This is a genomic window from Xanthomonas sp. F4, from assembly GCF_011761895.1.
This window is the reverse complement of record NZ_JAASQX010000005.1, coordinates 188,533-213,173: the sequence shown is the minus strand read 5'-3', so window position 1 is coordinate 213,173 and position 24,641 is coordinate 188,533. Positions and strand designations below refer to the sequence as shown.

The following is a 24,641-nucleotide window of genomic DNA, read 5'->3' as shown; positions in this document are numbered from 1 at the left end:
CGACCATGTTCACTCTCATCATCGACACCGCGGTGCGCCTGCGCTGGCTGGTGCTGTTCCTGGCCGCGCTGATCGCCGGCTGGGGCCTGTACCAGTTGGGCCGGCTGCCGATCGACGCGGTCCCGGACATCACCAACCGCCAGGTGCAGCTCAACACCGTCGCCCCGGCGCTGACCCCCGAGCAGATCGAACGCCAGGTGACCTATCCGCTGGAGACGGCGCTGGCCGGCATTCCCGGCCTGGTCACCACGCGCTCGCTGTCGCGCAACGGCTTCTCGCAGGTCACCGCGATCTTCAGCGACGCCACCGACCTGTACTTCGCCCGCCAGCAGGTGGCCGAGCGCATGCGCGAGGCGGCCGAGGATCTGCCCGACGGCGTGACGCCGCGGCTGTCGCCGGTGACCACCGGCCTGGGCGAGGTGCTGATGTGGACGGTGGACTTCACCGCGTTCGACCCGGCCCGGCTGGCGCGGCCGGGCGCGGCGGGCTGGCAGGCCGGCGCGGTCTACCGCACGCCGGAAGGCGAACTGCTGCGTACGCCACAGGAACGCGCCACCTACCTGCGCACCGTGCAGGACTGGATCATCGCGCCACAGATGCGCTCCAGCCCGGGCCTGGCCGGGGTCGACACGATCGGCGGCTACGTCAAGGAATACGCCGTGCATCCGGACACCGCGCGGCTGGCCGCACATGGCCTGGGCCTGGCCGATCTGGTGACGGCCCTGCAGCGCGCCAACGTGCAGGCCGGCGCCGGCTTCGTGCAGCGCGCCGGCGAAGGCCTGGTGGTGCGTGCCGACGGCCTGGCGCTGGGTGCCGACGATCTCGCACAGGCACCGGTGGCCACCCGCAATGGCGTGGTGATCCGTGTGGCCGACGTGGCCGAGGTCGCGACCGGCCGCGCGCCGCGCCTAGGCGCGGCCAGCCGCAACGGTCACGAGGCGGTGCTGGGCACGGCGCTGATGCTCGCCGGCGACAACAGCCGCACCGTGGCGCAGGCCGCGGCCGCACGCTTGCAGCAGGTCAACGCCACGCTGCCGCCGGACATCGTCGCCATGCCGGTGCTGGACCGCAGCGTGCTGGTCAACGCCACCATCCGCACGGTGGCCAAGAACCTCACCGAAGGCGCGTTGCTGGTGGTGGTGGTGCTGTTCCTGCTGCTGGGCAACCTGCGCGCGGCGGCGATCGCCGCGCTGGTGATCCCGTTGTCGTTCCTGTTCGCGGTGATCGGCATGCAGCGCTTCGGCATCAGCGGCAACCTGATGAGCCTGGGCGCGCTGGACTTCGGCATCCTGGTCGACGGCGCGGTGATCGTGGTCGAGTCGACGCTGCTGCTGTTGGGCCAGCGCCGCGCCGCGCTGGGCCGCGCCCTCACCGCGGCCGAGCGCCTGGGCGTGGCGGCCGAGGCGGCACGCAAGATGGCGCGGCCGGCGGCGTTCGGGCAGTTGATCATCCTGCTGGTGTTCGCGCCGATCCTCACCCTGGAGGGTGTGGAGGGCAAAACGTTCCAGCCGATGGCGGCGACCTTCATGCTGGCCCTGGTCGGCGCGTTCCTGTTCTCCTTCACCTTCGTGCCGGCGATGGCCGCGCTACTGGTGCGCGAGCCGGCGCCGCGCGCCGATGCGACCCCGGACCACGCCGGCGAGCACGAGACCTGGCTGATCGGCCGGCTGCGGCGGCGCCTGCAACCGCTGATCGGCGGCGCGGTCGCGCGTCCGCGCACGGTGGCCGCTGGCGTGGCGCTGATGGGCGTGCTCGGCGTGGGCGCATTCACGCTGCTGGGCCGCGAGTTCATGCCGACGCTGGACGAAGGCAACGTGGCGATGCAGGCGTTGCGCGTGCCCTCGACCTCGCTGGAGCAGTCGCTGGCGATGCAGCTGGCACTGGAGACGGCCATCGCCCGGCAGCCTGAGGTGGCGGCGGTGTTCTCGCGCACCGGCACCGCCGAGGCGGCGATCGACCCGATGCCGACCAACATCTCCGACAGCGTGATCATGCTGAAGCCACGCGCGCAGTGGCCCGATCCGGCATTGCACAAGGAAGCGCTGGTGGAACGCCTGGAACAACTGGCCGGGCAGCAGCTGGGCAACGGCGTGGAGTTCAGCCAACCGATCGAGCTGCGTTTCAACGAGTTGATCTCCGGCGTGCGTACCGACCTGGCGGTGATGGTGTTCGGCGACGACATGCAGCGCCTGCGCGCCACCGCCGACCAGGTGGCGCTGAAACTGCGCGCGGTGCCCGGCGCCGCCGACGTGCGGGTGGAACAGGTCGCCGGCCTGCCCACGCTCAACGTGCGCATCGACCACGTCGCGGCCGCGCAACTCGGGCTGACCGCGGCCGACGTCAGCGAGGCGGTGAGTACCGGCATCGGCGGCGCCGCGGCCGGGCGCATCTTCGAGGGCGACCGCCGCTTCGACGTGGTGGTGCGGCTGGACGATGCCGCGCGCAACGATCCGGACCAACTGGCCGCACTGCCGATCGCCACGCCGGCCGGGCAGGTGATTCCGTTGTCCTCGGTGGCGCGGATCGACGTCAGCGAAGGACCGAACCAGATCAGCCGCGACAACGGCAGCCGCCGCGTGGTGGTGCAGGCCAACGTGCGCGGTCGCGACCTGGGCGGCTTCGTCGCCGCAGCGCAGGCGGCGGTGGCCGAAGTAGCGCTGCCGCCGGGCGCCTACCTGCGCTGGGGCGGGCAGTTCGAGAACCTGCAGCGTGCCGAACGGCGCCTGGCGATGGTGGTGCCGGTGGTGTTCCTGCTGATCGGCAGCCTGCTGTTCATGGCCCTGCGCAACGCCAGGGAAGCGTTGCTGGTGTTCGGCTGCGTGCCGCTGGCGCTGGTCGGCGGCATCCTCGCCCTGCTGCTGCGCGGCATGCCGTTCTCGGTCTCGGCGGCGGTCGGCTTCATTGCCGTGTCCGGCGTGGCGACCTTGAACGGGCTGGTGTTGATGCAGGCCATCGGCGAGCGCCGCCAGGCTGGCGAGGCGCCGTGGCAGGCCGCGATCGACGGCGCGGCCAGCCGCCTGCGCGCGGTGCTGACCACCGCGCTGGTGGCGATCGTCGGCTTCCTGCCGATGGCCATCGCCAGCGGCGCCGGGGCGGAGGTGCAGAAACCGCTGGCAACGGTGGTGATCGGCGGGCTGCTCACCGCCACCGCGCTGACCCTGCTGGTGCTGCCGACGTTCGCCGCGCGCATCGCCGGTCCGCGCGTGGCCGGCTGATCCCGCACAGTCCGGCGCGCTTCCCGCGGGAAGCGGCGCCGGCCGGTGCGGCGGACGTCAGGCCTTCTTCTTACGCGCGGCGATGTAGGCGCGGATCTGCTGCTGCAACACCGGCAGCGGCACCGAACCCTGCTGCAGCACCGCGTCGTGGAAGGACTTGATGTCGAAGTCCGGGCCGAGTTCGCGCTCGGCCTCGGCGCGCAGGTCGAGGATGGTCAGCTCGCCGAGCTTGTAGCTCAGCGCCTGGCCCGGCCAGGAGATGTAGCGGTCGACCTCGGTGGTGACCTCGTGCTCGCTGAGCGCGGTGCGCTCGCGCAGATAGGCCTGCGCCTGCGCGCGGGTCCAGCCCTTGTGGTGCACGCCGGTATCGATCACCAGGCGGCAGGCGCGCCACATCTCGTAGCTGAGCCGGCCGAAGTCCTCGTAGGGCGTGGCGTAGATGCCCATCTCCTTGCCCAGCTTCTCGGTGTACAGCGCCCAGCCCTCGCCGTAGGCGGAGATGTAGTTCTCGCGGCGGAACGCCGGCTGCGCGCCCTGTTCCTCGGCCAGCGCGCCCTGCAGCGAATGGCCCGGCGAGGATTCGTGCAGGGTCAGCGCCGGCAGGTTGTACAGCGGCCGCGACGGCAGGTCGTAGGTGTTGAGCCAGTAGGTGCCGACACCACCGCGGCCGGCGGTCCAGAACGGCGCGATGTCCGCCGGCACCGGCACGATGGTGAAGCGCCCGCGCGGCAGCGTGCCGATGAACTTGCCGACCTCGCCATCCACCCGCTTGGCGATCCACGCGGCGCGATCGAGCAGCTCCTGCGGGGTCTTCACGTAGAACTGCGGATCGGTGCGCAGGAACTGCAGGAACGCCGGGAAGGTCTTCTGCCCGGCCGGCGCCTGGAAGCCGACCTGCTGGATGATCGCGTCCATCTCCTTCTGGATCCGCGCCACCTCGCGCAGGCCGAGCTGATGGATCTGCTCGGGATCCATGTCCAGCGTGGTGTACTCGCGGATCTGCTGCCGGTAGAAGGCCTTGCCGTCGGGCAGGGCTTCGGCGGCCAGCGTGGTGCGCGCCTGCGGCATGTACTCCTGGCGATAGAAGGTCAGCAGCTGCGCGTAGGCCGGGATCACCTTGTCGCGCAGCGCCGCCTGCGCCTGCGCGCGCAGTTGCGCCTGCTCGGCGGCGGGAATCTGCGCCGGCATCTGCTTGAACGGCGTGTACAGCACCGCCGCGGTCGGATCCTTCAGTTCGGCCACATTGGCGATGGCGCCGTCGCGGCCATCGAGCACCGCACGCGGCACGCTGAAGCCGCGCTTGAGCCCGGCGCGCATGTTGTCGGTCTGCTGCGCGAAGTAGCGCGGCACGTCCTCCAGCCGCGCGATATAGGCGCGGTACTCGTCTGCAGTGCGCAGGTTGCGCCGGGCCATGAACGCCAGGTCCGACCAGAACGCGCTGTCGGAGTTGAACGGCATCTCGTAGGCGCGCAGCCGCACCGAGGCGGCCAGGTTCTCCACCTGCGGCCGGTACACCGCCAGGTTCACCTGGTTCTCCGGCGAAAGCTGGGCCGCATCGAGCATGTCCAACTGCCGCAGCACGTCCTCCCACACCTGCAAGCGCGCTGCCTGCGCGGCGGCGCCGACGTCGGGCAGACGACGGTTGTCGCCGCTGCTGTCGCTGTCCTCGTCGGCCTGGCCGAGCTGCGCCTGGCGCCAGGCCCACTCCTTCTCGTAGATGGCCTGGAAGCGTGCATCGGCGGCGCTGGCAGCAGCCGTGGCCGGCGCTGCGCCGGACGTCGGCGACGCCGGCGGTGCGGCCAGCGCGGGCGCAGCGACGGCGAGCGCGAGCAGCAGGGAAGCGGCCAGTGGGGTCTTGGCGAACATCGGCATGGGCGGCACACGGCAGGAACGGATCGTCGATCATCGCATCCCCACCCTGCTTGGCGGGTGGGCCGGAAGTCCTGTGTGGGCGAGGCAAGGAACGGAAATGCGCCTCATCGCAGTTGGACCGTGCTGCAGCCGCAGGGACGGCGGTGCTGGTCTAGCTAGGCTATGACAGCTCTAGCTATGGTCGGCTGCGGCTGCGCAGAATGGCTTCCCATGTGGGAGGGACTTCAGTCCCGACGCGCGATCGCTCCGCCTGCGACAGCCCCCAGCAGCAACCTGCAGCCATTGCAAAGGTCGCAGTCCTGTTAGTGCGCACATCGACCATGCAACCGCAGTCCTCAACACCTGTGTGCACGGCATCAAGCCGTCGCACATGCATCAGAACAGGATGCCGCGCACGGTGCGGCAGCGCTTGCGGGCGAACACAGCCAAACCGCATCCCAATACGGATAGTCGCCGACCCGGCGCACCAGACCGGCGCGCAACGGGTTGGCGACGATGTAGCGCGCTGCCGGCAGCAACTGCCGCTCGTCGCGCAGTGCACGATCGTGAAACCCATCCATCCATACGGCGCCGCCGCGGCCACGCGCATGATTGGCCGCCCTCGCGGCGCGGCCCTTGGCGTCGCGCATGACGGTCGGCAGCGCGGCAGCGCGCTCGAGCACGATCAGGCCATGCCAGTGATCGGGCATCAACACCCAGCACAGAAGCTGCGCGCCGGCCCAGGTATCGGCATGGCCCAGGCAGGATGCGACCGCCCAGGCGCAGCGCCAGTCCTCGAACAGGCGCTGGCGCTGCCAGGTCACGGTGGTGACCAGGTAGATGCGTCCGGTCTCGCTCCAGCGCCCTGCACGCAGCGCGCGGTAGCCTTTTGGAAGTCTGGTGTGCATGGCACCAGGGTTACAGGGTGGCTCAGTCCACACCATCGGAAATCGACCGGTGTAGGCGTGGGAAAACGCGCGGGCGCAGCGTCAGAAATCCGGTACTCGCTACCGGATGCAGTGGCGGGCAGGACTACCGAGACGTGGAGGAGTCATGCGTCGGGACTGAAGTCCCTCCCACAGTTGCAAGGTCGCGATCGGAAGGTGTTACGCGCCGTCTGCGATCCCGCGCCGGCGCGCCGCGCTCAATGCGAGGCGCGGTCGCGGCGCCAGCCGCGGTGCTTGATGTCCAGGTACAGGCTGTAGAACGCGGTGAAGGCGGGGAACAGGTTCTGCAGCACGCCGACCGAGTCCTGTTTGGCCGAGAACATGAAGTAGCTCAGCGTCATCAGGCTGCCGACCACGCTCATGTACCAGAACAGGCGCGGGATCACCGGCTTGCCGGCGCGCTTGGAGGCGACGAACTGCACCAGCCAGCGGCCGCCGAACATCAGCGCGCCGACGTAGCCGATCAGCTTCCAGCCGGTGACGTGCAGCCCGGTCCAGTACAGCGCCTGGATCGGTTCGTTGAGGAAATGCGCGTCCATCTCAGCGCTCCTGCACTGCGGTGCGGCGGCTGCGGGCGATCAGCCAGGCCACGCCGCGCAGATCGCGGATGCCGACCAGGGCGCGGTTGAGGTTGTTGTACTTGGACACGCCCGAGGTGCGGTGGCGATGGTTCACCGGCACGCTCAGGGTCTGCCAGCCGGCGCGCTGCATCAGTGCCGGCAGGTAGCGGTGCATGTGGTCGAAGTACGGCAGGTCCAGGAACGCCTCGCGCTCGAACAGCTTGATGCCGCAGCCGGTGTCAGGGGTGTCGTCGCGCAGCATGCGTGCGCGGATCGCGTTGGCCCACTTCGACGCCCAGCGCTTGCTGCCCGAATCCTGCCGCGACACCCGCCAGCCGGCGAACAGCTTGACCAGCGGCTCGGCTGCCTGGCGCGCGGCCAGCAGCTTGGGAATGTCGGCCGGGTCGTTCTGGCCGTCGCCGTCGAGGGTGGCGATCCACAGCCCGCGCGCGGCCTTGACGCCGTTGCGCACCGCCGTGCTCTGCCCGCTCTGGCTGACGTGGTGCAGCACGCGCAACTCCGGCGTGGAGGCCTTCAGCCCTTCGAGCACCGCCAGGGTGTCGTCGCGCGAATGATCGTCGACGTAGACGATCTCGAAATCGATCGTGCCACGCAGCGCGGCGACGATCTCGGCGACCAGCGGCGGCACGTTGTCGCGCTCGTTGAACACCGGGACGACGACGGAGAGGGAGAGCTGGCTCATGGATTCGGCAGGGCTGGGCGCGGGGCGCGCGTGGGGGAAAAAGCGGCAGGCATTGTGCCGCGGACCGATGATCCGCGGATGAAGCGTCAGGCGGCGGCGCCGAAGTACTCCCGGCACCAGGCCACCACCTGCGGCAGGCCGACCTCGATCGGGGTGCTCGGATCGAAGCCGAACGCGGCCTGGGCCCGTGCAGTATCGGCCATCGTCTCGATCATGTCGCCCGGCTGCATCGGTCGGTACTGTTTTTGGGCGCTGCGCCCGGCGGCGGCCTCGATCACCGCGATGAAGTGCTCCAGTTCCACCGGGGTGTGATTGCCGAGGTTGAACACGCGGTGCGGCACCGGCTCGGTGGAGGGGTGTTCGAGGGCGCCGAGCACGCCGGCGACGATGTCGGCGACGAAGGTGAAGTCGCGGCGCATGCGGCCATGGTTGAACACCTCGATCGGGCGCCCGGCCAGTACCGCACGGCTGAACAGCAGCGGCGCCATGTCCGGGCGGCCCCAGGGGCCGTACACGGTGAAGAAGCGCAGCCCGGTGGCGCGCAGGCCGTACAGCTGCGCATAGGTGTGCGCCATCAGCTCGTTGGCGGCCTTGGTCGCCGCGTACAGCGAGCGCGGCTGGTCGATGCGCTGGTCCTCGGAGAACGGCGGCGTCGCCGAATCGCCGTACACCGAGCTGCTGGACGCATAGACCAGGTGCTCCACACCACGATGCCGGCACAGCTCCAGCATGTTGACGAAGCCGACCAGATTGCTGTCGACATAGGCGTAGGGGTTCTGCAGCGAATAGCGCACTCCGGCCTGCGCGGCCAGGTGCACCACGCGGGTCGGCTGCACCTCGTCGAACAGCGCGGCCAGGCCGTCGCGATCGGTCAGGTCCAGGGTGCGGATGTCCGCGTTCGCGCACAGCGCGGCAACGCGGTCGCGCTTGAGCTGCGGGTCGTAGTAGTCGTTGTAGTTGTCCAGGCCCACCACCAGTTGCCCGGCGGCACGCAGCGCGCGAACGGTATGGGCGCCGATGAAGCCGGCAGCGCCGGTGACGAGAATGGGCATGGCGGAGGTCCTGGAAAGCGTGGAACGGCGTGCGCGGGGCGCGGGGCGGAGCAGCGGGTCAGAACAGCCCGAAGCGCTTGCGCGCGACATTGGGCCGGGCGGGGTCGATCACGTCCTGCAGCCCCTTGGCGTCGAAGCGGTCCAGCAGCGCCTCGGCGCCCTTCTTCAGCTTGAGCGCCATTTCCTCCGGATACAGCGGCACCAGGGTCATGAACGCGATGGTCTTGTCGGCATCGATGACCAGCTCCGCAAACGCCTCCGGGGTGCTCACCGGCGGCAGCACGATCGCGCCGTCGAAGCCGACGCCGGGCGCGTACGGCTCGGCCGGGTCACCATTGGGCACGGTGTGGCCGAACCCCAGCCAGGTGTCGTACTTGTGCGGCAGTCGCGCCAGGGTCTTGAGCAGGCGCACCGGCCAGTAGTGGCGCTCGTCCTGGAAGTCGTCCTGGGTGATCGGCCAGTCGGGCGGCAAGGTCAGCATCAGCTCCATGAAGCGCGGCGCCTCCACGCCCTCGGGCAGGACCATCGGCAGGTCGCTCATGCCCGAGGTCACCAGCCGCAGGTACGGCGCTTCCGCCGTCGCCGGCACCACGTGCACGTCCAGGTGCACGGTGTCGGAGATGATCTCGTGCAGCACACCGGCGACCGGCCCCAGGTGGCGTTCGATGTGCGCGCCGATCTGCTCGATGCAGGAGTCGCCGCGCGCCGGTGCGAACGGCTTTTCCTCGCGATGCTGCAGGATCGGGCTACCGCCCGGGCTGATCTGCGTATCCTCGTTGCTCATGCAATGCTCCGGTTGCTGGCCCGCGCCGCGGCGCGCGGCCTCAGCGCAAGGTCAGCGGCGCGTCTTTGGCCAGCGCCGCCTTGCGCTCCTTGCTGAATTCCCACCACGGGCGCGGCGTCTCGCCCTGCATGAAGCGCACGATCGACAGGAACACGTCGATCACGCAGTGGTCGTGGACCACGCCGGTGCGCAGGCACAACTGCGCGTACATATCGTAGGGATCGCGGCCCTGCAGGTGCGCGGGCACGCGGATGCCGATCAGGCGCAGGTCCTTCTCGCAGGCCGGCCCGACGTTGGGCAGGTCGGTCAGGCGCAGCAGATGGTGGCGGTCGACCTTACTGGGATGCATGGCGAAGGCGGTCCTGGCGGACGCGGGCGGCGGCGCTCAGGCCTGCCGCGGACGCAGTTTCTCGAGCACGCCGTCCAGCGTGTCCAGGTCGGTGTAGTGGATCACCAGCTTGCCCTTGCCGCCGCGGCCGTGAGCGATGGACACCTTGGTGCCCAGCGACTCGGACAGCTCGGTCTCCAGCGAGGCGATGTCGGCCTGCGGCGCGGTGCGCGCCGGCTTGGCCTTGCGGTTGCTCGGCACCTTGCCGGCGGCGAACTGCTGCGCGCGGTGCTCGACCTCGCGCACCGACCAGCCCTGGTCGGCGGCGTCGGAGGCCAGGCGACTGGCCAGCTCCGGCGACAGCGTCAGCAAGGCACGCGCATGGCCCATCTCCAGGCGCCGCGCTTCCAGCAGCGCGCGGATCGCCGGCGGCAGTTCCAGCAGGCGCAGCAGGTTGGACACCGAGGCGCGCGAGCGGCCGACGGCCTCGGCGGCCTCGGCGTGGGTCAGCGAGAATTCGTCGATCAGCCGCTGCAGCGCCTGCGCCTCTTCCAGCGGATTGAGGTCCTCGCGCTGGATGTTCTCGATCAGCGCCATGGCGATGACGGTGCGGTCGTCGAGCTCGCGCACCACCACCGGCACGTCGCTGAGGCCAGCCAGCTGCGAGGCGCGCCAGCGACGCTCGCCGGCGACGATCTCGAAGCTGCCCGGCGCCAGTTCGCGGGCGACGATCGGCTGGATCACGCCCTGCGCCTTGATCGACTCGGCCAGCTCCTGCAGCTTGGCCTCGTCCATTTCCTGGCGCGGCTGGTACTTGCCCGGCTGCAGTTGCCCAACCGGCAGGCGGCGCAGGCTCTCGCCCGGCTGCAGCTCGGCGGTGGGCGCCGGCGCGGCCGCGCCCTTCGGCCCCAGCAGCGCTTCCAGGCCACGGCCGAGGCCGCGCTTCTTCGCTCCGAGGGCGGGGGGCTTGGCACTCATCAGTACGTCTCCATGGCCGGCACCGGCCGATTGCGTTCGTTGCGGCGGCGCACGATCTCGCCGGCCAGTCCCAGGTAGGCGACGCCGCCGCGCGAGGTGCGGTCGTAGCCGACGATGCTCTGGCCATGGCTGGGCGCCTCGGCCAGGCGCACGTTGCGCGGCACGATGGTGCGGAACACCTTGTCGCCGAAGTGGTTGGTCAGCTCCGCCGACACCGCGTTGGCCAGGTTGTTGCGCACGTCGAACATGGTCCGCAGCACGCCTTCGATCTCCAGCGCCGGATTCAGTTCGGCGCGCAGGGCCTCGATGGTTTCCAGCAGCGCGGTCAGCCCTTCCAGCGCGTAGTACTCGCACTGCATCGGCACGATCACCGAATCGGCGGCGGTCAGCGCGTTCAGGGTCAGCAGCGACAGCGCCGGCGGGCAGTCGATCAGGATGAAGTCGTAGGCCTCGCGCAGCGGCGCCAGCGCGGTCTTCAGCCGCTGCTCGCGCGCCGGCTGGTCCATCAGCTGGATCTCGGCGGCGGTGAGATCGATGTTGCCCGGCAGCAGGTCGAAGCCTTCCGGCGCGGTCACCCGGATCTGTTCGGCGCTGCTCTCGCCGAGCAGCACGTCGCAGGTGGAGGCAGCCAGCTCGCGCTTGTCGATGCCGCTGCCCATCGTCGCATTGCCCTGCGAGTCCAGGTCCACCAGCAGGACGCGCTGCGACTGCCGCGCCAGCGACGCGGCCAGGTTGACCGCGGTGGTGGTCTTGCCGACGCCGCCCTTCTGGTTGGCGATGGCGATGATGCGGGCCATGCGGGAGCCTCGTCGGCGATGGGGTGGGACCGGGCATTATGCGGTCACAGCCCCCCATGGCGGAAATCGGGGCCGGCCGCGGCCGCCGCTCAACCGCGCTCGACCACCACCAGGTGGCGGTCGGCGCCCAGGCCGGGGACCTGCAGCGGGTGCACCGTCGGCGCCACCCAGCCCGGTGGCAGCGCGGCGATCTCCTCGTCCGGGCGTACGCCCTTCATCGCCAGCAGGCGCCCGCCCGGGCGCAGCAGGTGGCCGCCGACGGCGACGATGCCGGCCAGCGTATCCAGCGCGCGCGCGGTCAGCAGGTCGTAGGCGCCGGGCTCGTCCAGCGCCTCGGCGCGCGACTCGGCCACCCGCGCGTTGTCCAGGCGCAGCTGGCGCACCGCCTCGCGCAGGAACCGCGCCTTCTTGCCGTTGCTCTCCACCAGGGTCACCCGCAGCTGCGGCCGCGCGATCGCCAGCGGGATCCCGGGCAGTCCGGGACCGGTACCCAGGTCGGCCAGCGCGCCCTCCTGGGCGAACGGCTGCATGGCCAGCGAATCCAGCAGATGGCGGGTCACCATCTCGTGCGGGTCGCGGATCGCGGTCAGGTTGTAGGTGCGGTTCCAGCGCGTCAGCAGCGCCAGGTAGGCCAGCAGCGGTGGCGCCAGCGCGGCGGCGTCCAGGCCTTGCGCGTGCAGGCCCTGCTCGAGCGCGACACGGACGGAATCGGGAAGAGGGGCATCGGTCATCGGCGGATTATCGCAGGTGGCGCCGCTGCCCGAGACGCGCGCTGCGCTAGGACGCGGTCTCGACCGGCACCTCAGCGCACCAGGCCAGCGCAGCCCGATAGCCGGGCGCGGCCTCCCATTCGTACAGGTGCCAGGCCTCGGCCGCGCCCAGCCCCGGGTCGCACCAGACCAGGCGCAGCGCGCCGCTGGCGTCCTCGGCAAAGCGCAGCCGATGCAGGCCGAAGGCGATGCCATGGCCGTGCGCCTTGAGCAGCGCCTCCTTGGCGCACCACAGGCGGAAAAACACCGCCTCGCGTGCCGGCGCCGCCAGCGCGGCCAGCAGCGCGACCTCCTCCGGGTGGAAGAAGCGCTGCGCCAGTTCCAGCAGGCGCGGCCGCGGCCGCTGGCGCTCGATGTCCACGCCCAGCCGCGCGTGCGTGGCGACCGCCACCAGCAGATAATCGCCGCTGTGGCTCCAGCCGGTGTCCACGTGCGCCAGCGGTGCGTGCAGCCCGGGCCGGCCGCGGGCGTCGCGGCGCAGCGGCAACTGCGCCGCCGGCACCGCCAGCTCCCCGGCCAGCAGGCGCCGCGCCTGCGCCTCGCCGGAGGTGCGCGGCGGATGCGGACGCAGCCACAGCGCCACCGGGCCGAAACGCCAGTCCGGTGCTTCGGCGGCAACGGCGACAGGCGGGGGTGCGGACTCGCTCACGCCGTCGCCACAAACTGTAATGGCCACTGCGCGGTGCTGCCGGCGTTATACGGCCGCTTCACGGCGGCGCTCCTTAAATGGCGCCCACCCCACCGCTTCTGGTGCGGACCGAACCGAGGAGTCTGACGCATGGGCATCATCATCTGGTTGATCGTCGGCGGCATCGTGGGCTGGCTGGCCAGCATCATCATGCGCCGTGACGCACAGCAGGGCATCATCCTGAATATCGTGGTCGGCATCGTCGGCGCGCTGATCGCCGGCTGGCTGTTCGGCGGCGGCATCAACCAGGCGATCACCCTGTGGACGTTCCTGTACTCGTTGATCGGCGCCATCATCCTGCTGGCGATCGTCAACCTGTTCACCCGCGGCCGCGCGCGCTGACGCAGCGCCCTCGCCGCTTGCGCAAACGCCCGGTTCGCCGGGCGTTTTGCGTTTTCGGCCCGGCTCACGGCGCAGCGCGGTCGGCCGGATGCCGCACGCCGTCCTCGACCGGCACCGCGATGGTCAGCGCGTATGGGTCCACGCCCTCCAGGCAGCCGACGTTATAGCCGTACAGGCTGGGATCGGAACGGCGCCGATGATGCGTGTAGATCCCGCAGGTGCCGCAGAAGTAATGCTGCGCGGTGTGGGTGTGGAACTGGTACAGGCGCAGCGCCTGCTCGCCCTGGCGGATATGCAGGGCCGCCAGCGGCACCGAGGCGACGATGGCGCCGCGGCGCCGGCACAGCGAGCAGTTGCAGCGGCGCGGGTCGACGATGCCGTGCGGCAGTTCCAGGTCGATCTGCACCGCACCGCAGTGGCAGCTGAGCCGATGCAGCGGCGCGATCGCGGTATCGCCGACCTTGTCGATGCAGCGGCGCACATGGCGCTCGCTCATGCCGCCGGCTCCAGCTCGACCCAGGCCGGCGCGTGGTCGCTGGGACGGTCCCAGCTGCGCGGCTCGCGGTCGATGCCAGCGCCACGGGTGTGCGCCTTCAGCGAATCGGACACCAGGGTCAGGTCGATGCGCAGGCCCAGGTCGCGACGGAAACCGGCCTGGCGGTAATCCCACCAGCTGAAGATGCCGCCGTCGGGGTGGTGCAGGCGGAAGCCGTCGTGCAGGCCGAGCGCGAGCAGCTTGTGCAGGGCACCGCGCTCGGCGGTGGAGGTGAGGATGTGGTTGTCGCTCCACACCAGCGGGTCGTGCACGTCGCGCGCGTCCGGGGCGATGTTGAAATCGCCCAGCACCACCAGCCGCGGATGCCGCTGCAGTTCGTCGGCCAGCCAGGCATGTACCGCTTCCAGCCAGCGCAGCTTGTAGGCGTACTTGTCGGTGCCCACGTCCTGGCCGTTGACCACGTACAGATTGACGATGCGCAGGTCGCCGACGGTGGCGGCGATGGCGCGCTTCTGCTCGTCCTCCAGGCCCGGCACGCCGATCTGTATGTCGCTGATCGGCAGGCGCGACAGGATCGCCACGCCGTTGTAGGTCTTCTGCCCGGCGAACACGCTGCGGTAGCCGGCCTCGGCCAGCGCGGTGTCGGGAAACTTGTGGTCTTCCAGCTTGGTCTCCTGGATCCCGACCACGTCCGGCGCGAACGCGGCCAGCCACTGTTGCAGGTGCGGCAGGCGCACGTTGAGCGAGTTGACGTTCCAGCTGGCGATCTTCAAGGGAAATCCGGGACGGGGAAGCCGGCCGCTATTCTGACCGTAGCCGCGGCGCCGGCCAAACCGCGGGCACCAGGCCGTTCAGCGCCGTGCGCAGCACTGGGCGAACAGCGCCGGCGCCAGGCTCAAGGCCTGCTGGCGCTGCGCCTCGTTCAGGCCGTCGAGCAGTTCTTCGGCGCCGAGCGCCTGGTCCGGCGGCGGGAACGGCCGCTCCGGCGCCTGCCGCGCGGCCAGTTGCCAGGCCGCGGCGTACGGCGGATCGGCCACCGCCAGCCAGGGCGCGCGCAGCAGTTGCGCCAAGGCGTCGATCGACGTGCGGTCGCCATGCAGCGCGCGATCTTCCAGTTGCGTCACCACGTCCTCGGCATCGTGCTCGTCGGCGGCCGACAGCGGCGTGCGGTGCCCGTCCGCATCGACGCTGCCGGCGCGCGCGAGCAGTTGCGCCACCCGCTGCGCCAGCAACTGGCGTTGCGCATCGGCATCGCCGCGCGCCGCGGCGCTGCGCAGCATCGCCTCGACCTGCGCGGCATCGAGCCCGGCAACGCCACGGCAGGCGGCGAGACGTTGCCGCTCGGCCGCCCGTCTCGCCGCAGCGGCCGCGGCGTCCTCGGCGTCTGCGCCCGGCAGCAATGCCGGACGGGACGGCGGCGCCTGCGCGCGTTGCCGGCAATCCAGCGCCAGCAGCGCGATGGCGGACAGGCGCTGCGCCTCGCTGGTGCCGGCCGCCAGTGCCGTACCGGGCGGCGTGGTCGCGGACGTCGGCAGCGGCGACGATGCTGCAGACCGCGGCAGCGCCGGCGCTTGCGCCTTGTTCGCGGCGACGGCCGGCGCGGCCGTCGGCTGCATCAGCTTCGCCGCGAGCGCGAGCGCGGCCACCCCCACCACCACCGCGCCGCCGAACCAAAGCAGCGCACGCCGCATCGCCGCCATGCTCAGTGCGCCGCCGCCGTGTAGGCGTCGCGGTCGAACGCCATCGGCTGCGCCTGGCGCAGGCGCTGCATGGCGTCGGCCGCGGCCTGCTCGCGCAACTGCAGGTCGATCTGCCCGCGCACCGCCTCGAAGCGCGCCGCGGTCTTCGCATCCAGGCGGATCAGGTGATAGCCGTCGGGTCCGCGCACCGGCGCGGAGACCTGCTCCACCGCCAGCCGGCGGATCGGCGCATCGAACGCATCGGCCAGATAGCGGCCGAAGGTCGGCGACAGCTGCCCGCCCTCGCCGGCGGTGGCGGTGTCGTCGGACTCGTGCATCGCCAGGGTGGCGAAGTCGGCGCCGCCATCGAGCTGGCGCTTGAGCGCCTCGGCCCGCTGCAACGCCTGTGCCTCGGTCAGGATGTGCCCGCTGCGCGGCCCGCCCTGCGGGTGCATGGCGACGAACAGGTGGCGCAGGTGGTACTCGGTGTAGTCGTCCGGATGCGCGGCGAACTGCCGGCGCAGCATCGCCTCGTCGATGTGCGCGTCGGCGCTGAGCCGCGCCTGCGCGGCCTCGGCCAGGATCGCGTCGGCGGCGCGGCGCAGGCGCGCGGCCACCACCGGGTCGTCCTGCAGATGCTGTTGCCGGGCCTGGTCGAGCAGGATGGCGCGGTCGGCGAAGCGGCGCACCACGGAGGCGTCGTCGATGCCGGCGTCGCCGCGCGTGGCGTCGCCGGCCAGGGCGCGGTATTCGCTGGCGGTGAACTGCTGCGCACCGACGCGCAGCACCACCGGATCGGCGGTGGCCGTCTCGGCGGCCGGCGCGGCCAGGGCAGCGAAGGCGGCCAGCGCGCAGGTGGCCAGGGTGGCGGACCTGGCGACGGACTTGGCGAAAGACAGGGACATGCGCTTCTCCAGGAAAAGGGGGGCGCGTGGCGCCGAAGCGCCGCGGCCGCAACGAGGCGGCCGACGTAGGGTCGGCCGCCAGGACGTGCCAGGACTCAGTCGTGCTTGCCGCGCGCCTTGAGGTAGGCGATCGCCGCCTTCGGATCGTCGGTGGTGATCAGGCTGAACGCCTCCTGGTTGACGATGAAGTTGAGATCGCCACGGTTGTCGGCGGTATCGCGGCCGCCGGAGTAGGAGAAGTACAGGTCCGACAGGCGATAGCAGCAGGCGCCGCTGTTCTGGTAGAACTCCCCGGCGCGCGGGCTGTCCGGAATCGCCTGGAACACGCCCACGCGCACGCCGCGCTCGCGCACGCGATCGGCCTGGCCCTGCAACAGGCCGCCGAGCTGCTTGACGTTGATCTCCATCGCCTCCTTGGTATCGCTCCAGGCCGAGATGGCGTTGTCGACATTGATCTTGGTCAGCATGTTGGTGGTGAACACCGGAATGCCGACCATGCTGGTGGTGTCGGCGCGGAACGCCGAGCGGCTCGGGTACAGGGTGGCATTGACCTTGGCCGCGACGAAGTTGGACGCACCCACCGAGAACGCGGCATCGGCCGCACGCGACACCGCACGCACCGAGGCGGCGTCCTTGATGTCGAACACGATCGGGGTCTTCAGGCCGTGCTGCTTGAAGTAGGAGAACAGCTCGTCCACGCGCGGCACGTGGTAGCCGGTAGTGGTGCGGCGGTCGGGGGTCAGCAGGAACAGGCCGCTGACCACCGACCACGGGGTCACGGTGATCGACGGGTTGTAGCCCTGGTTGCTCATCGGGTCGTACTTGGTTTCGCCGGCACGGCTGGTCCACACGTTGGTGGTGCGACCGAGGTTCCAGTCGTGCAGCACCACCGGCACGCCGTCGCTGGTCATCTTGATGTCCAGCTCCACGCCGTCCATGCACTGGTCGTTGGCCAGCTGCAGCGCACCGCGCGAGTTTTCCGGCATGTCGGGGAAGTTGCCGTACTTGCCCCACAGACCGCGGTGGGCCAGCACGACGCTGTCGCCGCTGCTGTCGCCGAACAGGATGTTGCTCATCTTGGTACCGACGGTGTCGTTGCAGTTGGCCATCGCCAGCTGCGGCACGACGGCCAGGGTCACCAGGGCGCCGAGCACGCGGCAGGCGCGTGCCAGGGGCGAGGGAACGAATGCGATCTTCATTGGGCTGCGTCCGGTTCTGAAGGAAAGGGGGAGACACGGGGGGGACGAGCGCCGGTCAGGTCGACGCATGGCGGCATCTCGTGTGTTGCGCTCCGCACGGACGTCTCGCGCAGGAGCCTGAGCCGCCGTGATCGGCGGCGGCGTCGGGCGAGAACCTAATAACTTACTGTGAATTATTTATTTCCGGGGTACGACCCGGTGTGGGACTGTGGACTGCGCCCCGATTTGGGGCAGTTTTGGTCGCGCGATGGGCCCTGGTGGCGGGAGTTCGGACACCGCCTTGTGGCCGCGGCGGGCGAGCGCTGCCGTCGGGAGCGCGCTAGCTGCATCGAGGACGTGCCGGTCGCGGCTGAAGCACGCCTCCAGTCATCGCCGCTGTTGCCGCGACATGGCGAGACACGTGGTTACGTTGTGGGAGCGGCTTCAGCCGTGACGAGGCGTTACCGGCCAGGCTGTCGCGGTGAAGCCAAACCCGCGCGCACGTGCCCTATCGCCCCGCCCTGCACCCGCACCTGGACGTCGGCTGCGCCCCGCTCACCGCACCAGGAACGAGAGCATGCGCGCGATCCGCGCATACGGCGGCTTCAGCAGGTCGCTGCCGGCGCGGCGCGACTGCCACAGGATCGGCAGCGCCTTGCTGAAGGCGTCGAAGCCGGCACGACCGTGATAGGCGCCCATGCCGCTGGGGCCGATGCCGCCGAACGGCAGCGCGTTGGCGGCGAAATGCAGCAGGCTGTCGTTGACGGTGACGCCGCCGGCGATCGTGGCGTGCAGGATGGTCTCGATCCGCGCGCGGTCGTGGCTGAAGGGATACAGCGCCAGCGGCCGGTCGCGGCTGTTGATCTCGGCGATGGCCGCATCCAGGGAGCGGTAGCTGCGCACCGGCAGGATCGGGCCGAAGATCTCCTCCTGCATCAGCAGCGCGTCGTCGCCCGGCTGCAGCACCAGCGTGGGCACGATCAACCGCTCGCGCTCGGCACGTTCGCGCTCCACCGTGGCCAGTTCGATGACCTCCAGACCGCGCGCACGGGCATCGTCCAGATAGTTGCGCAGGCGCCGGTACTGGCCCTCGTTGACGATGCGGGTGTAGTCCTCGGCGCTGGCGAAATCGCCGTAGCGCGCCAGCACCTGCGCACGCAGCGCCTGCACCAGCGTCGCCTCGCGGCCGGCGTCGATCAGCACGTAGTCCGGGGCGATGCAGGTCTGCCCGGCGTTGAACCACTTGCCGGTGGCCAGGCGCGCGGCGGCCTGTTCCAGTGGGTAGTCGGCGCAGACGATGGCCGGCGACTTGCCGCCCAGTTCCAGGGTCAGCGGGGTCAGGTTGGCGGCGGCGGCGGCCATCACCTTGCGCCCGACCGCGGTGGAGCCGGTGAACACCAGATGGTCCAGCGGCAGCGCGGCGAACGCCGATGCCACCTCGGCGCCGCCCAAAGCCACCGCCACCCGCTGCGGCGGGAACACCTCGGCCAGCAGCGACTGCAGGAACTGCGCGCTGCGCGGGGTGTGTTCGGAGGGTTTCAGGTAGACGTGGTTGCCGGCGGCGATGGCGGTGGCCAGCGGGATCAGCGCCAGGTTGACCGGGTAGTTCCAGGGCGCGATCACCCCGACCACGCCGACCGGCACCGGCCGCACTTCCGCGCGTGCCGGCCACAGCCGCCAGCCGGCGCCGACCCGCTGCGGGCGCATCCAGCGCTTGAGGTGGCGCAGCAGGTGGTCGATCTCGCCAAGCACGGTCATGCCGTCGGCGAGCAGCGATTCGTGGCGCGAACGGTGGCCGAAATCGGCGGCGATGGCATCGGCCATCTCCGGCAGCCGCCGCTTCAGCGCCGCGCGCAGCCGCAGCAGGTCCTCGCGGCGCTGCGTCCGCTCCGGCTTGGCCGATTGCCAGGCCGCGCGCAGGCGCTGCAGGGTGACTGGCAGGGCGGCCAGCGGCGTGTCGGCGGAAGCGGCATCGGCAACGGGGGTCGGCATGGGCGCACTATACGATGGCGGTTGCGGGTGTCGTGCGCGTCAGTCGCAGGGCAGCGGCACGACCGAGACCCTGGGGTTTCACAGCGGGTCGCGTCGGGACTGAAGTCCCTCCCACAAGGGGCGCGCCAGCATCGCCGCGGACTGAAGTGCCACCTGTGGGAGGGACTTCAGTCCCGGCCCGATAAACTCAGGCGCTCCCGCGCATCCACACAGCTACGCCGGTTCTTCCAGCAACCACGCCTGCAACTGCGCCAGCGAGGCGACTTCATGGTGCGGCACGATGCCCTCCGGCGCCGCGGCGCCGTGCGCATTGAACCAGCAGGTGTGCAGGCCCGCGGCCAGGCCGCCGCCGATGTCCGCCTGCGGGTTGTCGCCGACCATCAGCACCTGCGCCGGCGGCGGATCGCCCAGCTGCGCCAGCGCGTGTGCGAAGATCCCCGGGTGCGGCTTGGCCACGCCCACCACCTCGGAAATGGCGATGACCTCGAAGCGATCGTGCAGGCCGGTGCGTTGCAGGCGCGCGTTCTGCAGTGCGCCGAAGCCATTGGTGACCAAGCCCAGACGCGCGCGCCCGCGCAAGGCGTCGAGCAAGGCCACCGCCCCGTCCAGCGGCGTGCACAGTTCGGCCATCGCCGCCAGGAACGCCGTGTTCAAGGTCTCCGGCTCAGTCTGCAGGCGCTGCGCCCAATCGGCGAAACGGCGCTGCTGCAATTGCAGCGCGGTGATCGCGCCGTTCTGGTACTGCACCCACAGCGGTCGATTGCAGGCGGTATAGGCGGCGTACTCGGCTTCGCCGAACTGCACGCCGTAGCCGGCGAACATGCGCTGCAGGCCGGCGAAGGCGTCGAAGTGGAACAGGGTGTCGTCGGCGTCGAACAGGATCCAGCGGTAGCGCATGTGGCGGCACGACGAAGGCGGCGGGCGCTCATGGTAGCGCCGCCCCGCCGTGCAGACGACGACGCCGGCCCGAGGGCCGGCGTCGTGTGTGCGGCAACTCAGTACCACGCTGCCGCCTGGCGCCGTCATCCGCCCGTCCGTGCCAGGTCCTCGACCAGCAACTCGTAGGCATCGGCGGTGTTGCGCTTGAGCGTATAGGACAGCGCCCGGACCTGCCGCTCGCCATAGGCATGGTCGTCGGTGCCCCGCACCACCGCCCAATGCGACGCCTCGTGAACCAGGGTCCCCGCCTGCTCCACCGCATCCAGGGTGAAGTACGCCGCGCACAGGTAGATCCGCTGCGGATTGTTCGGCCACACGTACGCGATCGTGTCCTCGGCCTCGTGCTCGTCGAACTCGAACGCGGCCTTGCGGTCCAGCCGCTGCAGTGCCTCGACGATCTGTCGGTAGTCTCGACGGTAGCCGTCCAGATGTGCGGGGGTGCCGCGGCTGTCGAAGTGCTTGCCGACCAGGCCGGCGAGCGCCTGATCGGACAGCCCGAGGACGTGGTTGCAGAGGGCCACGGCGTTTGCCAGCGCTTTGTCGGCGACCTGGAATTCCTGCGGATTCAATGGGCGTGTCATCGTTCTGCCTCGTCATCGGCCACATGGCCGTGACGCAAGCGTGCGGCGACCAGCGCGAGCCGGCACTCGGTCAGCGCCTCAGATCAGCAGGCGCAGATGCTGATGCCAAAAAGTCACGGTCGCTCCAACGCAGAACGCCGGCACGAGGCCGGCGTTCTGTCGATGACCGCCGTGTCGATGGCTCAGTGACCCGACCCGCGCGAGGCGCCCAGCCCGGTCTCGGCGCGGATCTGCTGCGCCTTGAACGCGGCGCGTTCCTTGCCGGCCTGCGCGCTGCGGTCCAGCACCGAGAACAGCCAGATGCCGACGAAGCCGATCGTCACCGAGAACAACGCCGGCGAGGTGTACGGGAACGGCGCCGAGCCGGTCGGGTTGCCCAGCGTGTCCACCCACACCGACGGCGACAGCACCGTCAGCACCAGCGAGGAGATCAGGCCCAGGAAGCCGCCGATCACCGCGCCGCGGGTGGTGCAGTCCTTCCACAGCAAGGACAGGATCAGCACCGGGAAGTTGGCCGAGGCGGCGATGGCGAAGGCCAGCGACACCATGAAGGCCACGTTCTGCTTCTCGAACACGATGCCCAGCAACACCGCGATGATGCCCAGCGCGATGGTGGTGACGCGCGACACCTTCAGCTCCGAGCCCGGGGCCGGATTGCCCTTCTTGATCACCGTGGCGTACAGGTCGTGGGACACCGCCGAGGCGCCGGACAGGGTCAGGCCGGCGACCACCGCCAGGATGGTGGCGAAGGCCACCGCGGAGATGAAGCCCATGAACACGTTGCCGCCCACCGCGTTGCCGACCAGCACCGCCGCCATGTTGGCCGCGCCCTTGCCGCCGTGGATGGTGCCGGTGGCGACGTCGGCGAACTGCGGGTTGGTCAGCACCAGGGCGATGGCGCCGAAGCCGATGATAAAGATCAGGATGTAGAAGTAGCCGATCCAGGTGGTGGCCCACAGCACCGACTTGCGCGCCTGCTTGGCGTCGGGGACGGTGAAGAAGCGCATCAGGATGTGCGGCAGGCCGGCGGTGCCGAACATCAGCGCCATGCCGAAGGAGATCGCCGAGATCGGATCCTTGACGAAGCCGCCCGGGCCCATGATCGACAGGCCGGCACTGGCCGCCTCTTCCGGCGAGGCGCCGCCGTTGGCCGCCACCGCGGACTTCACCCGCACGCCCTCGGCGAACAGCGCCTCGAAGCTGAAGTTGAAGTGCCACATGATCGCCACGGCCATGAAGGTCACGCCGGTCAGCAGCAGCACCGCCTTGATGATCTGCACCCAGGTGGTGGCGGTCATGCCGCCGAACAGCACGTAGACCATCATCAGCACGCCGACCAGGCTCACCGCCACCCAGTAGTCCAGGCCGAACAGCAGCTTGATCAGCGCGCCGGCGCCGACCATCTGCGCGATCAGGTAGAACAGCACCACCACCAGCGTGCCGGAGGCGGCGAAGCTGCGGATCGCGGTCGGCGCGAAGCGGTAGCCGGCCACGTCGGCGAAGGTGTACTTGCCGAGGTTGCGCAGGCGCTCGGCCATCAGGAAGGTCAGGATCGGCCAGCCGACCAAAAAGCCGATGGCGTAGATCAGGCCGTCGTAGCCATTGGTCATCACCGCCGCGGTGATGCCCAGGAACGAGGCCGCCGACATGTAGTCGCCGGCGATCGCCAGGCCGTTCTGGAAGCCGGTGATGCCGCCGCCGGCGGTGTAGAAGTCGGATGCCGAGCGGGTCTTCTTCGCCGCCCATTTGGTGATCCACAGCGTGCCGGCGACGAAGAAGGCGAACATTCCGATCGCCACCCAGTTGGTCGGCTGCTTGTCGGTCTGGCCGACATCGCCGCCCGCGGCCAGGGCCGCGCCGGCCGGCAGCAGCGCGGCCAGCAGCAGCAGAAGGAAGCGCAGGTGCTTGCTCATTGGCGGGCGTCCTCGAGGATGTCGGCGGTCAGCTGGTCGTACACGGTGTTGGCGCGACGCACGTAGATCGCGGTGATGGCGATGGTGAAGACCATCACCCCGATCGCGATCGGAATGCCGATGGTGGTGACGCCGCTGCCCATCGGCTGGGCCAGGAACGCCTTGTCGAAGGCGATCAGGCCGATGAAGCCGAAGTAGGCCAGCAACATCAGGATGGTCAGCGTCCAGCCCAGTGCGTTGCGCTGGCGCTTGAGCGCGTGATACTTCGGATTGGCGTCGATCTTGGCGATCAGCGCGTCGTTGGAGAGGGTCATGTGGTGACTCCGGAAAGTGGCCGCGGCGCGGATCAGAAGCTGTATTTGGTGGTGAACTGCAGGCGGGTGATGTCGCCCTTGGCGCCGCTTTCGATCTCGCGCTTGCCGTACATCAGCTCGGCGCCGATATCGACCTTGGGCAGCGGCGAGTAGAAGACGTTGCCGCGGATGCTCTGCACGCTCTTGGTCACGCCCAGGCCGGTGCGCGCGGTGTCGTTGTCGTAGTCGCTGCGCGCATAGATCAGGTTGGTGCGCAGCTTGGGCGAGAACGCGTGGCGCCAGCCGACATAGCCGGCGACCACCCCGACCGTGTCCAGGTCGCGGTCGGCAGCGTCGTACACCGCGTTCTGGGCGATGCCCAGGCCGATGTAGCGGCCGATGCCTTCGCCGCCGGTAAGCTGGTAGAACAGGCTGTCGCTGTCGCTGGCCACCCACTTGCCGCCCAGGGTCAGGCCGCCGGAGGCCTTGCTGGCGTCGGCGCCGGTGGCGCGGTTGTCGATCTTCTGCTGGCCGACCACGCCGGCGACGCCGAAGCTACCCCAGTCGCCCTTCCAGCCGTAGCGCACGGTCAGGTCCGGCAGCGCGCCGCGGTCGGAGCTGGTGGTGCTGACCACGCCGGCCACGCTGCGCGTGTACAGGGTGGTTTCCGGGTTCTCCAGGGCGATGCTGAAGCCGCCGTTGGTGTAGCGCACCTGCGCCTGCCGCACGAACACCACGCCGTCGGTGGGGCCGATGAAGTCGGCCGCTTCCGGCAGCGCCGCCGGGTCCATGAAGTTGGACCAGGTCTGGCCGGCCAGCCAGTGGTTCCAGTACATGTAGGCATGGCGCAGGGTGGCGCCGTAGGTGTTGGTGGCGGTCTGGGTTCCCAGGGAATTGCCGAAGAAATCCAGCTCCACCAGCGCGCCGGCCTTGTTGCCGCCGTCGGTGACGCTGTCCACGCCGAAGTTGATCCGCGAGAACTTGGCGTGGGCGTTGTAGTCGGTGCCGGACTTGGCGCCGCCCACCGGCGTCTGCCCGGGCAGGTACAGCGCGCGGCCGGTGGCGTCGTCGGCGAGCTGGCCGTCGCCGGTGCGGGTGGCCAGGAAGTCGGCCTTGATGAAGCCACCGACCTTGAAGGTGGTGCCGGGCGTGGCCCCCGGGGTGATGGTGGTGACCTGGATCGGCGCCTTGCCGGCCGACGGCGCCGGGGGTGCCGGCGGCGGCGCGGCCTGGGTCGAGCGGACCGCGGCGACCTCGGTCTGGGTCTGCGCGATCTGCCCCTGCTGCTGTTGCTGCGCGGACAGCAGTTGCTGTACCTGCCGCTCCAGCTCGGCCACGCGGGTCTCCAGCGCCTGTTCGCGCGCCGAGGGTTTGCCTTGGGCGAAGGCCGCGCCAGGCGCGACCAGGGCCACCAACAGCGCGGCCGCCAACGGGCGACGCGCCAAGGATGCGATGCGGTTGCTCATTACTCCCTCCCGAATAATGGATCGCCGCACGCACAGGCGCGGCCGAACCGCAGCGTGCGCGACCGCGATGGCAGCGCCTATTGGCCATTAGTCGAACGTCGGCTGAGTTACGACCATCGTCTAAGGCCCGGCGCGTGTGCGCTTAACGCCGGATGCGGCACACTTCGCATTGACGCGCCGCCGC

Annotated in this window: 24 protein-coding genes; 2 read left to right on the top strand and 22 right to left on the bottom strand. The window is 70.3% G+C overall.

Annotated features, from left to right (window positions below; genetic code table 11):
• Positions 1-5 precede the first annotated feature (5 nt).
• Positions 6-3,215: an efflux RND transporter permease subunit gene (locus FHR66_RS16645; RefSeq protein WP_160969517.1), complete on the top strand. Its 3,210-nt coding sequence runs from the start codon at positions 6-8 to the stop codon at positions 3,213-3,215.
• 57 nt (positions 3,216-3,272) lie between these two features.
• On the opposite strand, the gene FHR66_RS16640 is transcribed toward FHR66_RS16645, so the two are convergent.
• From FHR66_RS16640 to FHR66_RS16590, 11 genes are all read right to left on the bottom strand, one after another.
• Positions 3,273-5,087, bottom strand: a complete 1,815-nt coding sequence (locus FHR66_RS16640) for a DUF885 domain-containing protein (protein WP_202394915.1) — start codon at positions 5,085-5,087, stop codon at positions 3,273-3,275.
• A gap of 356 nt (positions 5,088-5,443) precedes the next feature.
• The gene (locus FHR66_RS16635) at positions 5,444-5,974 is read right to left on the bottom strand and encodes an REP-associated tyrosine transposase (RefSeq protein WP_237475421.1); all 531 of its coding nucleotides are present in this window, start codon (positions 5,972-5,974) and stop codon (positions 5,444-5,446) included.
• Positions 5,975-6,210: 236 nt separating this feature from the next.
• Entirely contained in the window at positions 6,211-6,552 is a 342-nt protein-coding gene (locus tag FHR66_RS16630) for a lipid-A-disaccharide synthase N-terminal domain-containing protein (protein WP_048491144.1), read from the bottom strand.
• A 1-nt stretch (position 6,553) separates the two neighbouring features.
• A complete protein-coding gene (locus FHR66_RS16625) occupies positions 6,554-7,276 on the bottom strand; it encodes a glycosyltransferase family 2 protein (protein WP_010342743.1) in 723 nt (240 codons plus the stop codon).
• 86 nt (positions 7,277-7,362) lie between these two features.
• Positions 7,363-8,328: an NAD-dependent epimerase/dehydratase family protein gene (locus FHR66_RS16620; RefSeq protein ID WP_160969519.1), complete on the bottom strand. Its 966-nt coding sequence runs from the start codon at positions 8,326-8,328 to the stop codon at positions 7,363-7,365.
• A gap of 58 nt (positions 8,329-8,386) precedes the next feature.
• On the bottom strand, positions 8,387-9,112 hold the full coding sequence (locus FHR66_RS16615; protein WP_160969521.1) for a suppressor of fused domain protein: 726 nt from the start codon (positions 9,110-9,112) through the stop codon (positions 8,387-8,389).
• A gap of 40 nt (positions 9,113-9,152) precedes the next feature.
• The gene (locus FHR66_RS16610; RefSeq protein WP_017908743.1) at positions 9,153-9,461 is read right to left on the bottom strand and encodes a helix-hairpin-helix domain-containing protein; all 309 of its coding nucleotides are present in this window, start codon (positions 9,459-9,461) and stop codon (positions 9,153-9,155) included.
• 36 nt (positions 9,462-9,497) lie between these two features.
• On the bottom strand, positions 9,498-10,418 hold the full coding sequence (locus tag FHR66_RS16605) for a ParB/RepB/Spo0J family partition protein (RefSeq protein WP_160969523.1): 921 nt from the start codon (positions 10,416-10,418) through the stop codon (positions 9,498-9,500).
• Positions 10,418-11,215 (bottom strand): ParA family protein, encoded by a 798-nt coding sequence (locus FHR66_RS16600; protein WP_160969525.1) that lies wholly within the window; start codon positions 11,213-11,215, stop codon positions 10,418-10,420. The genes FHR66_RS16605 and FHR66_RS16600 overlap by 1 nt, the downstream gene beginning before the upstream one ends.
• Positions 11,216-11,304: 89 nt before the next feature.
• Entirely contained in the window at positions 11,305-11,946 is a 642-nt protein-coding gene (rsmG, locus tag FHR66_RS16595; protein ID WP_160969527.1) for a 16S rRNA (guanine(527)-N(7))-methyltransferase RsmG, read from the bottom strand.
• 46 nt (positions 11,947-11,992) lie between these two features.
• Complete coding sequence (locus FHR66_RS16590; RefSeq protein WP_160969528.1) at positions 11,993-12,634, bottom strand: 4'-phosphopantetheinyl transferase superfamily protein; 642 nt, start codon at positions 12,632-12,634, stop codon at positions 11,993-11,995.
• Positions 12,635-12,763: 129 nt separating this feature from the next.
• Here FHR66_RS16590 and FHR66_RS16585 point away from each other — a divergent pair, with 129 nt between their 5' ends.
• Positions 12,764-13,015: a GlsB/YeaQ/YmgE family stress response membrane protein gene (locus FHR66_RS16585; protein ID WP_017908994.1), complete on the top strand. Its 252-nt coding sequence runs from the start codon at positions 12,764-12,766 to the stop codon at positions 13,013-13,015.
• A gap of 64 nt (positions 13,016-13,079) precedes the next feature.
• On the opposite strand, the gene FHR66_RS16580 is transcribed toward FHR66_RS16585, so the two are convergent.
• From FHR66_RS16580 to FHR66_RS16530, 11 genes are all read right to left on the bottom strand, one after another.
• On the bottom strand, positions 13,080-13,511 hold the full coding sequence (locus FHR66_RS16580; RefSeq protein WP_160969530.1) for a GFA family protein: 432 nt from the start codon (positions 13,509-13,511) through the stop codon (positions 13,080-13,082).
• Positions 13,508-14,284 (bottom strand): exodeoxyribonuclease III, encoded by a 777-nt coding sequence (gene xth, locus FHR66_RS16575; RefSeq protein ID WP_160969532.1) that lies wholly within the window; start codon positions 14,282-14,284, stop codon positions 13,508-13,510. Before xth ends, FHR66_RS16580 begins: the two co-directional genes overlap by 4 nt.
• Positions 14,285-14,362: 78 nt before the next feature.
• Positions 14,363-15,211 (bottom strand): hypothetical protein, encoded by an 849-nt coding sequence (locus tag FHR66_RS16570; protein WP_160969534.1) that lies wholly within the window; start codon positions 15,209-15,211, stop codon positions 14,363-14,365.
• Between the two features lie 2 nt (positions 15,212-15,213).
• Positions 15,214-16,095 carry a peptidylprolyl isomerase gene (locus tag FHR66_RS16565; protein ID WP_160969536.1) on the bottom strand — a complete coding sequence of 294 codons (882 nt, stop codon included), beginning with the start codon at positions 16,093-16,095 and terminating at the stop codon, positions 15,214-15,216.
• Positions 16,096-16,190: 95 nt separating this feature from the next.
• The gene (locus FHR66_RS16560; RefSeq protein ID WP_160969538.1) at positions 16,191-17,294 is read right to left on the bottom strand and encodes a glycerophosphodiester phosphodiesterase family protein; all 1,104 of its coding nucleotides are present in this window, start codon (positions 17,292-17,294) and stop codon (positions 16,191-16,193) included.
• Between the two features lie 534 nt (positions 17,295-17,828).
• A complete protein-coding gene (locus FHR66_RS16555; protein ID WP_160969540.1) occupies positions 17,829-19,265 on the bottom strand; it encodes a coniferyl aldehyde dehydrogenase in 1,437 nt (478 codons plus the stop codon).
• Positions 19,266-19,478: 213 nt separating this feature from the next.
• Entirely contained in the window at positions 19,479-20,162 is a 684-nt protein-coding gene (yjjG, locus tag FHR66_RS16550; RefSeq protein WP_160969542.1) for a pyrimidine 5'-nucleotidase, read from the bottom strand.
• Between the two features lie 125 nt (positions 20,163-20,287).
• Entirely contained in the window at positions 20,288-20,785 is a 498-nt protein-coding gene (locus tag FHR66_RS16545) for a M35 family metallo-endopeptidase (RefSeq protein ID WP_160969544.1), read from the bottom strand.
• Positions 20,786-20,967: 182 nt separating this feature from the next.
• The gene (locus FHR66_RS16540) at positions 20,968-22,698 is read right to left on the bottom strand and encodes a cation acetate symporter (protein ID WP_160969546.1); all 1,731 of its coding nucleotides are present in this window, start codon (positions 22,696-22,698) and stop codon (positions 20,968-20,970) included.
• A complete protein-coding gene (locus FHR66_RS16535) occupies positions 22,695-23,012 on the bottom strand; it encodes a DUF485 domain-containing protein (protein WP_160969548.1) in 318 nt (105 codons plus the stop codon). The genes FHR66_RS16540 and FHR66_RS16535 overlap by 4 nt, the downstream gene beginning before the upstream one ends.
• Before the next feature lie 32 nt (positions 23,013-23,044).
• Positions 23,045-24,457, bottom strand: a complete 1,413-nt coding sequence (locus FHR66_RS16530) for a DcaP family trimeric outer membrane transporter (protein ID WP_160969550.1) — start codon at positions 24,455-24,457, stop codon at positions 23,045-23,047.
• Positions 24,458-24,641 lie beyond the last annotated feature (184 nt).

Excerpts from the sequence above, each read along its gene's own strand:
- FHR66_RS16645 (WP_160969517.1), top strand. The coding sequence starts at position 6 with ATGTTCACTCTCATCATCGACACCGCGGTGCGCCTGCGCTGGCTGGTG.
- FHR66_RS16640 (WP_202394915.1), bottom strand. The coding sequence starts at position 5,087 with ATGCCGATGTTCGCCAAGACCCCACTGGCCGCTTCCCTGCTGCTCGCG.
- FHR66_RS16635 (WP_237475421.1), bottom strand. The coding sequence starts at position 5,974 with ATGCACACCAGACTTCCAAAAGGCTACCGCGCGCTGCGTGCAGGGCGC.
- FHR66_RS16630 (WP_048491144.1), bottom strand. The coding sequence starts at position 6,552 with ATGGACGCGCATTTCCTCAACGAACCGATCCAGGCGCTGTACTGGACC.
- FHR66_RS16625 (WP_010342743.1), bottom strand. The coding sequence starts at position 7,276 with ATGAGCCAGCTCTCCCTCTCCGTCGTCGTCCCGGTGTTCAACGAGCGC.
- FHR66_RS16620 (WP_160969519.1), bottom strand. The coding sequence starts at position 8,328 with ATGCCCATTCTCGTCACCGGCGCTGCCGGCTTCATCGGCGCCCATACC.
- FHR66_RS16615 (WP_160969521.1), bottom strand. The coding sequence starts at position 9,112 with ATGAGCAACGAGGATACGCAGATCAGCCCGGGCGGTAGCCCGATCCTG.
- FHR66_RS16610 (WP_017908743.1), bottom strand. The coding sequence starts at position 9,461 with ATGCATCCCAGTAAGGTCGACCGCCACCATCTGCTGCGCCTGACCGAC.
- FHR66_RS16605 (WP_160969523.1), bottom strand. The coding sequence starts at position 10,418 with ATGAGTGCCAAGCCCCCCGCCCTCGGAGCGAAGAAGCGCGGCCTCGGC.
- FHR66_RS16600 (WP_160969525.1), bottom strand. The coding sequence starts at position 11,215 with ATGGCCCGCATCATCGCCATCGCCAACCAGAAGGGCGGCGTCGGCAAG.
- rsmG (WP_160969527.1), bottom strand. The coding sequence starts at position 11,946 with ATGACCGATGCCCCTCTTCCCGATTCCGTCCGTGTCGCGCTCGAGCAG.
- FHR66_RS16585 (WP_017908994.1), top strand. The coding sequence starts at position 12,764 with ATGGGCATCATCATCTGGTTGATCGTCGGCGGCATCGTGGGCTGGCTG.
- FHR66_RS16580 (WP_160969530.1), bottom strand. The coding sequence starts at position 13,511 with ATGAGCGAGCGCCATGTGCGCCGCTGCATCGACAAGGTCGGCGATACC.
- FHR66_RS16570 (WP_160969534.1), bottom strand. The coding sequence starts at position 15,211 with ATGGCGGCGATGCGGCGTGCGCTGCTTTGGTTCGGCGGCGCGGTGGTG.
- FHR66_RS16565 (WP_160969536.1), bottom strand. The coding sequence starts at position 16,095 with ATGTCCCTGTCTTTCGCCAAGTCCGTCGCCAGGTCCGCCACCCTGGCC.
- FHR66_RS16560 (WP_160969538.1), bottom strand. The coding sequence starts at position 17,294 with ATGAAGATCGCATTCGTTCCCTCGCCCCTGGCACGCGCCTGCCGCGTG.
- FHR66_RS16555 (WP_160969540.1), bottom strand. The coding sequence starts at position 19,265 with ATGCCGACCCCCGTTGCCGATGCCGCTTCCGCCGACACGCCGCTGGCC.
- yjjG (WP_160969542.1), bottom strand. The coding sequence starts at position 20,162 with ATGCGCTACCGCTGGATCCTGTTCGACGCCGACGACACCCTGTTCCAC.
- FHR66_RS16545 (WP_160969544.1), bottom strand. The coding sequence starts at position 20,785 with ATGACACGCCCATTGAATCCGCAGGAATTCCAGGTCGCCGACAAAGCG.
- FHR66_RS16540 (WP_160969546.1), bottom strand. The coding sequence starts at position 22,698 with ATGAGCAAGCACCTGCGCTTCCTTCTGCTGCTGCTGGCCGCGCTGCTG.
- FHR66_RS16535 (WP_160969548.1), bottom strand. The coding sequence starts at position 23,012 with ATGACCCTCTCCAACGACGCGCTGATCGCCAAGATCGACGCCAATCCG.
- FHR66_RS16530 (WP_160969550.1), bottom strand. The coding sequence starts at position 24,457 with ATGAGCAACCGCATCGCATCCTTGGCGCGTCGCCCGTTGGCGGCCGCG.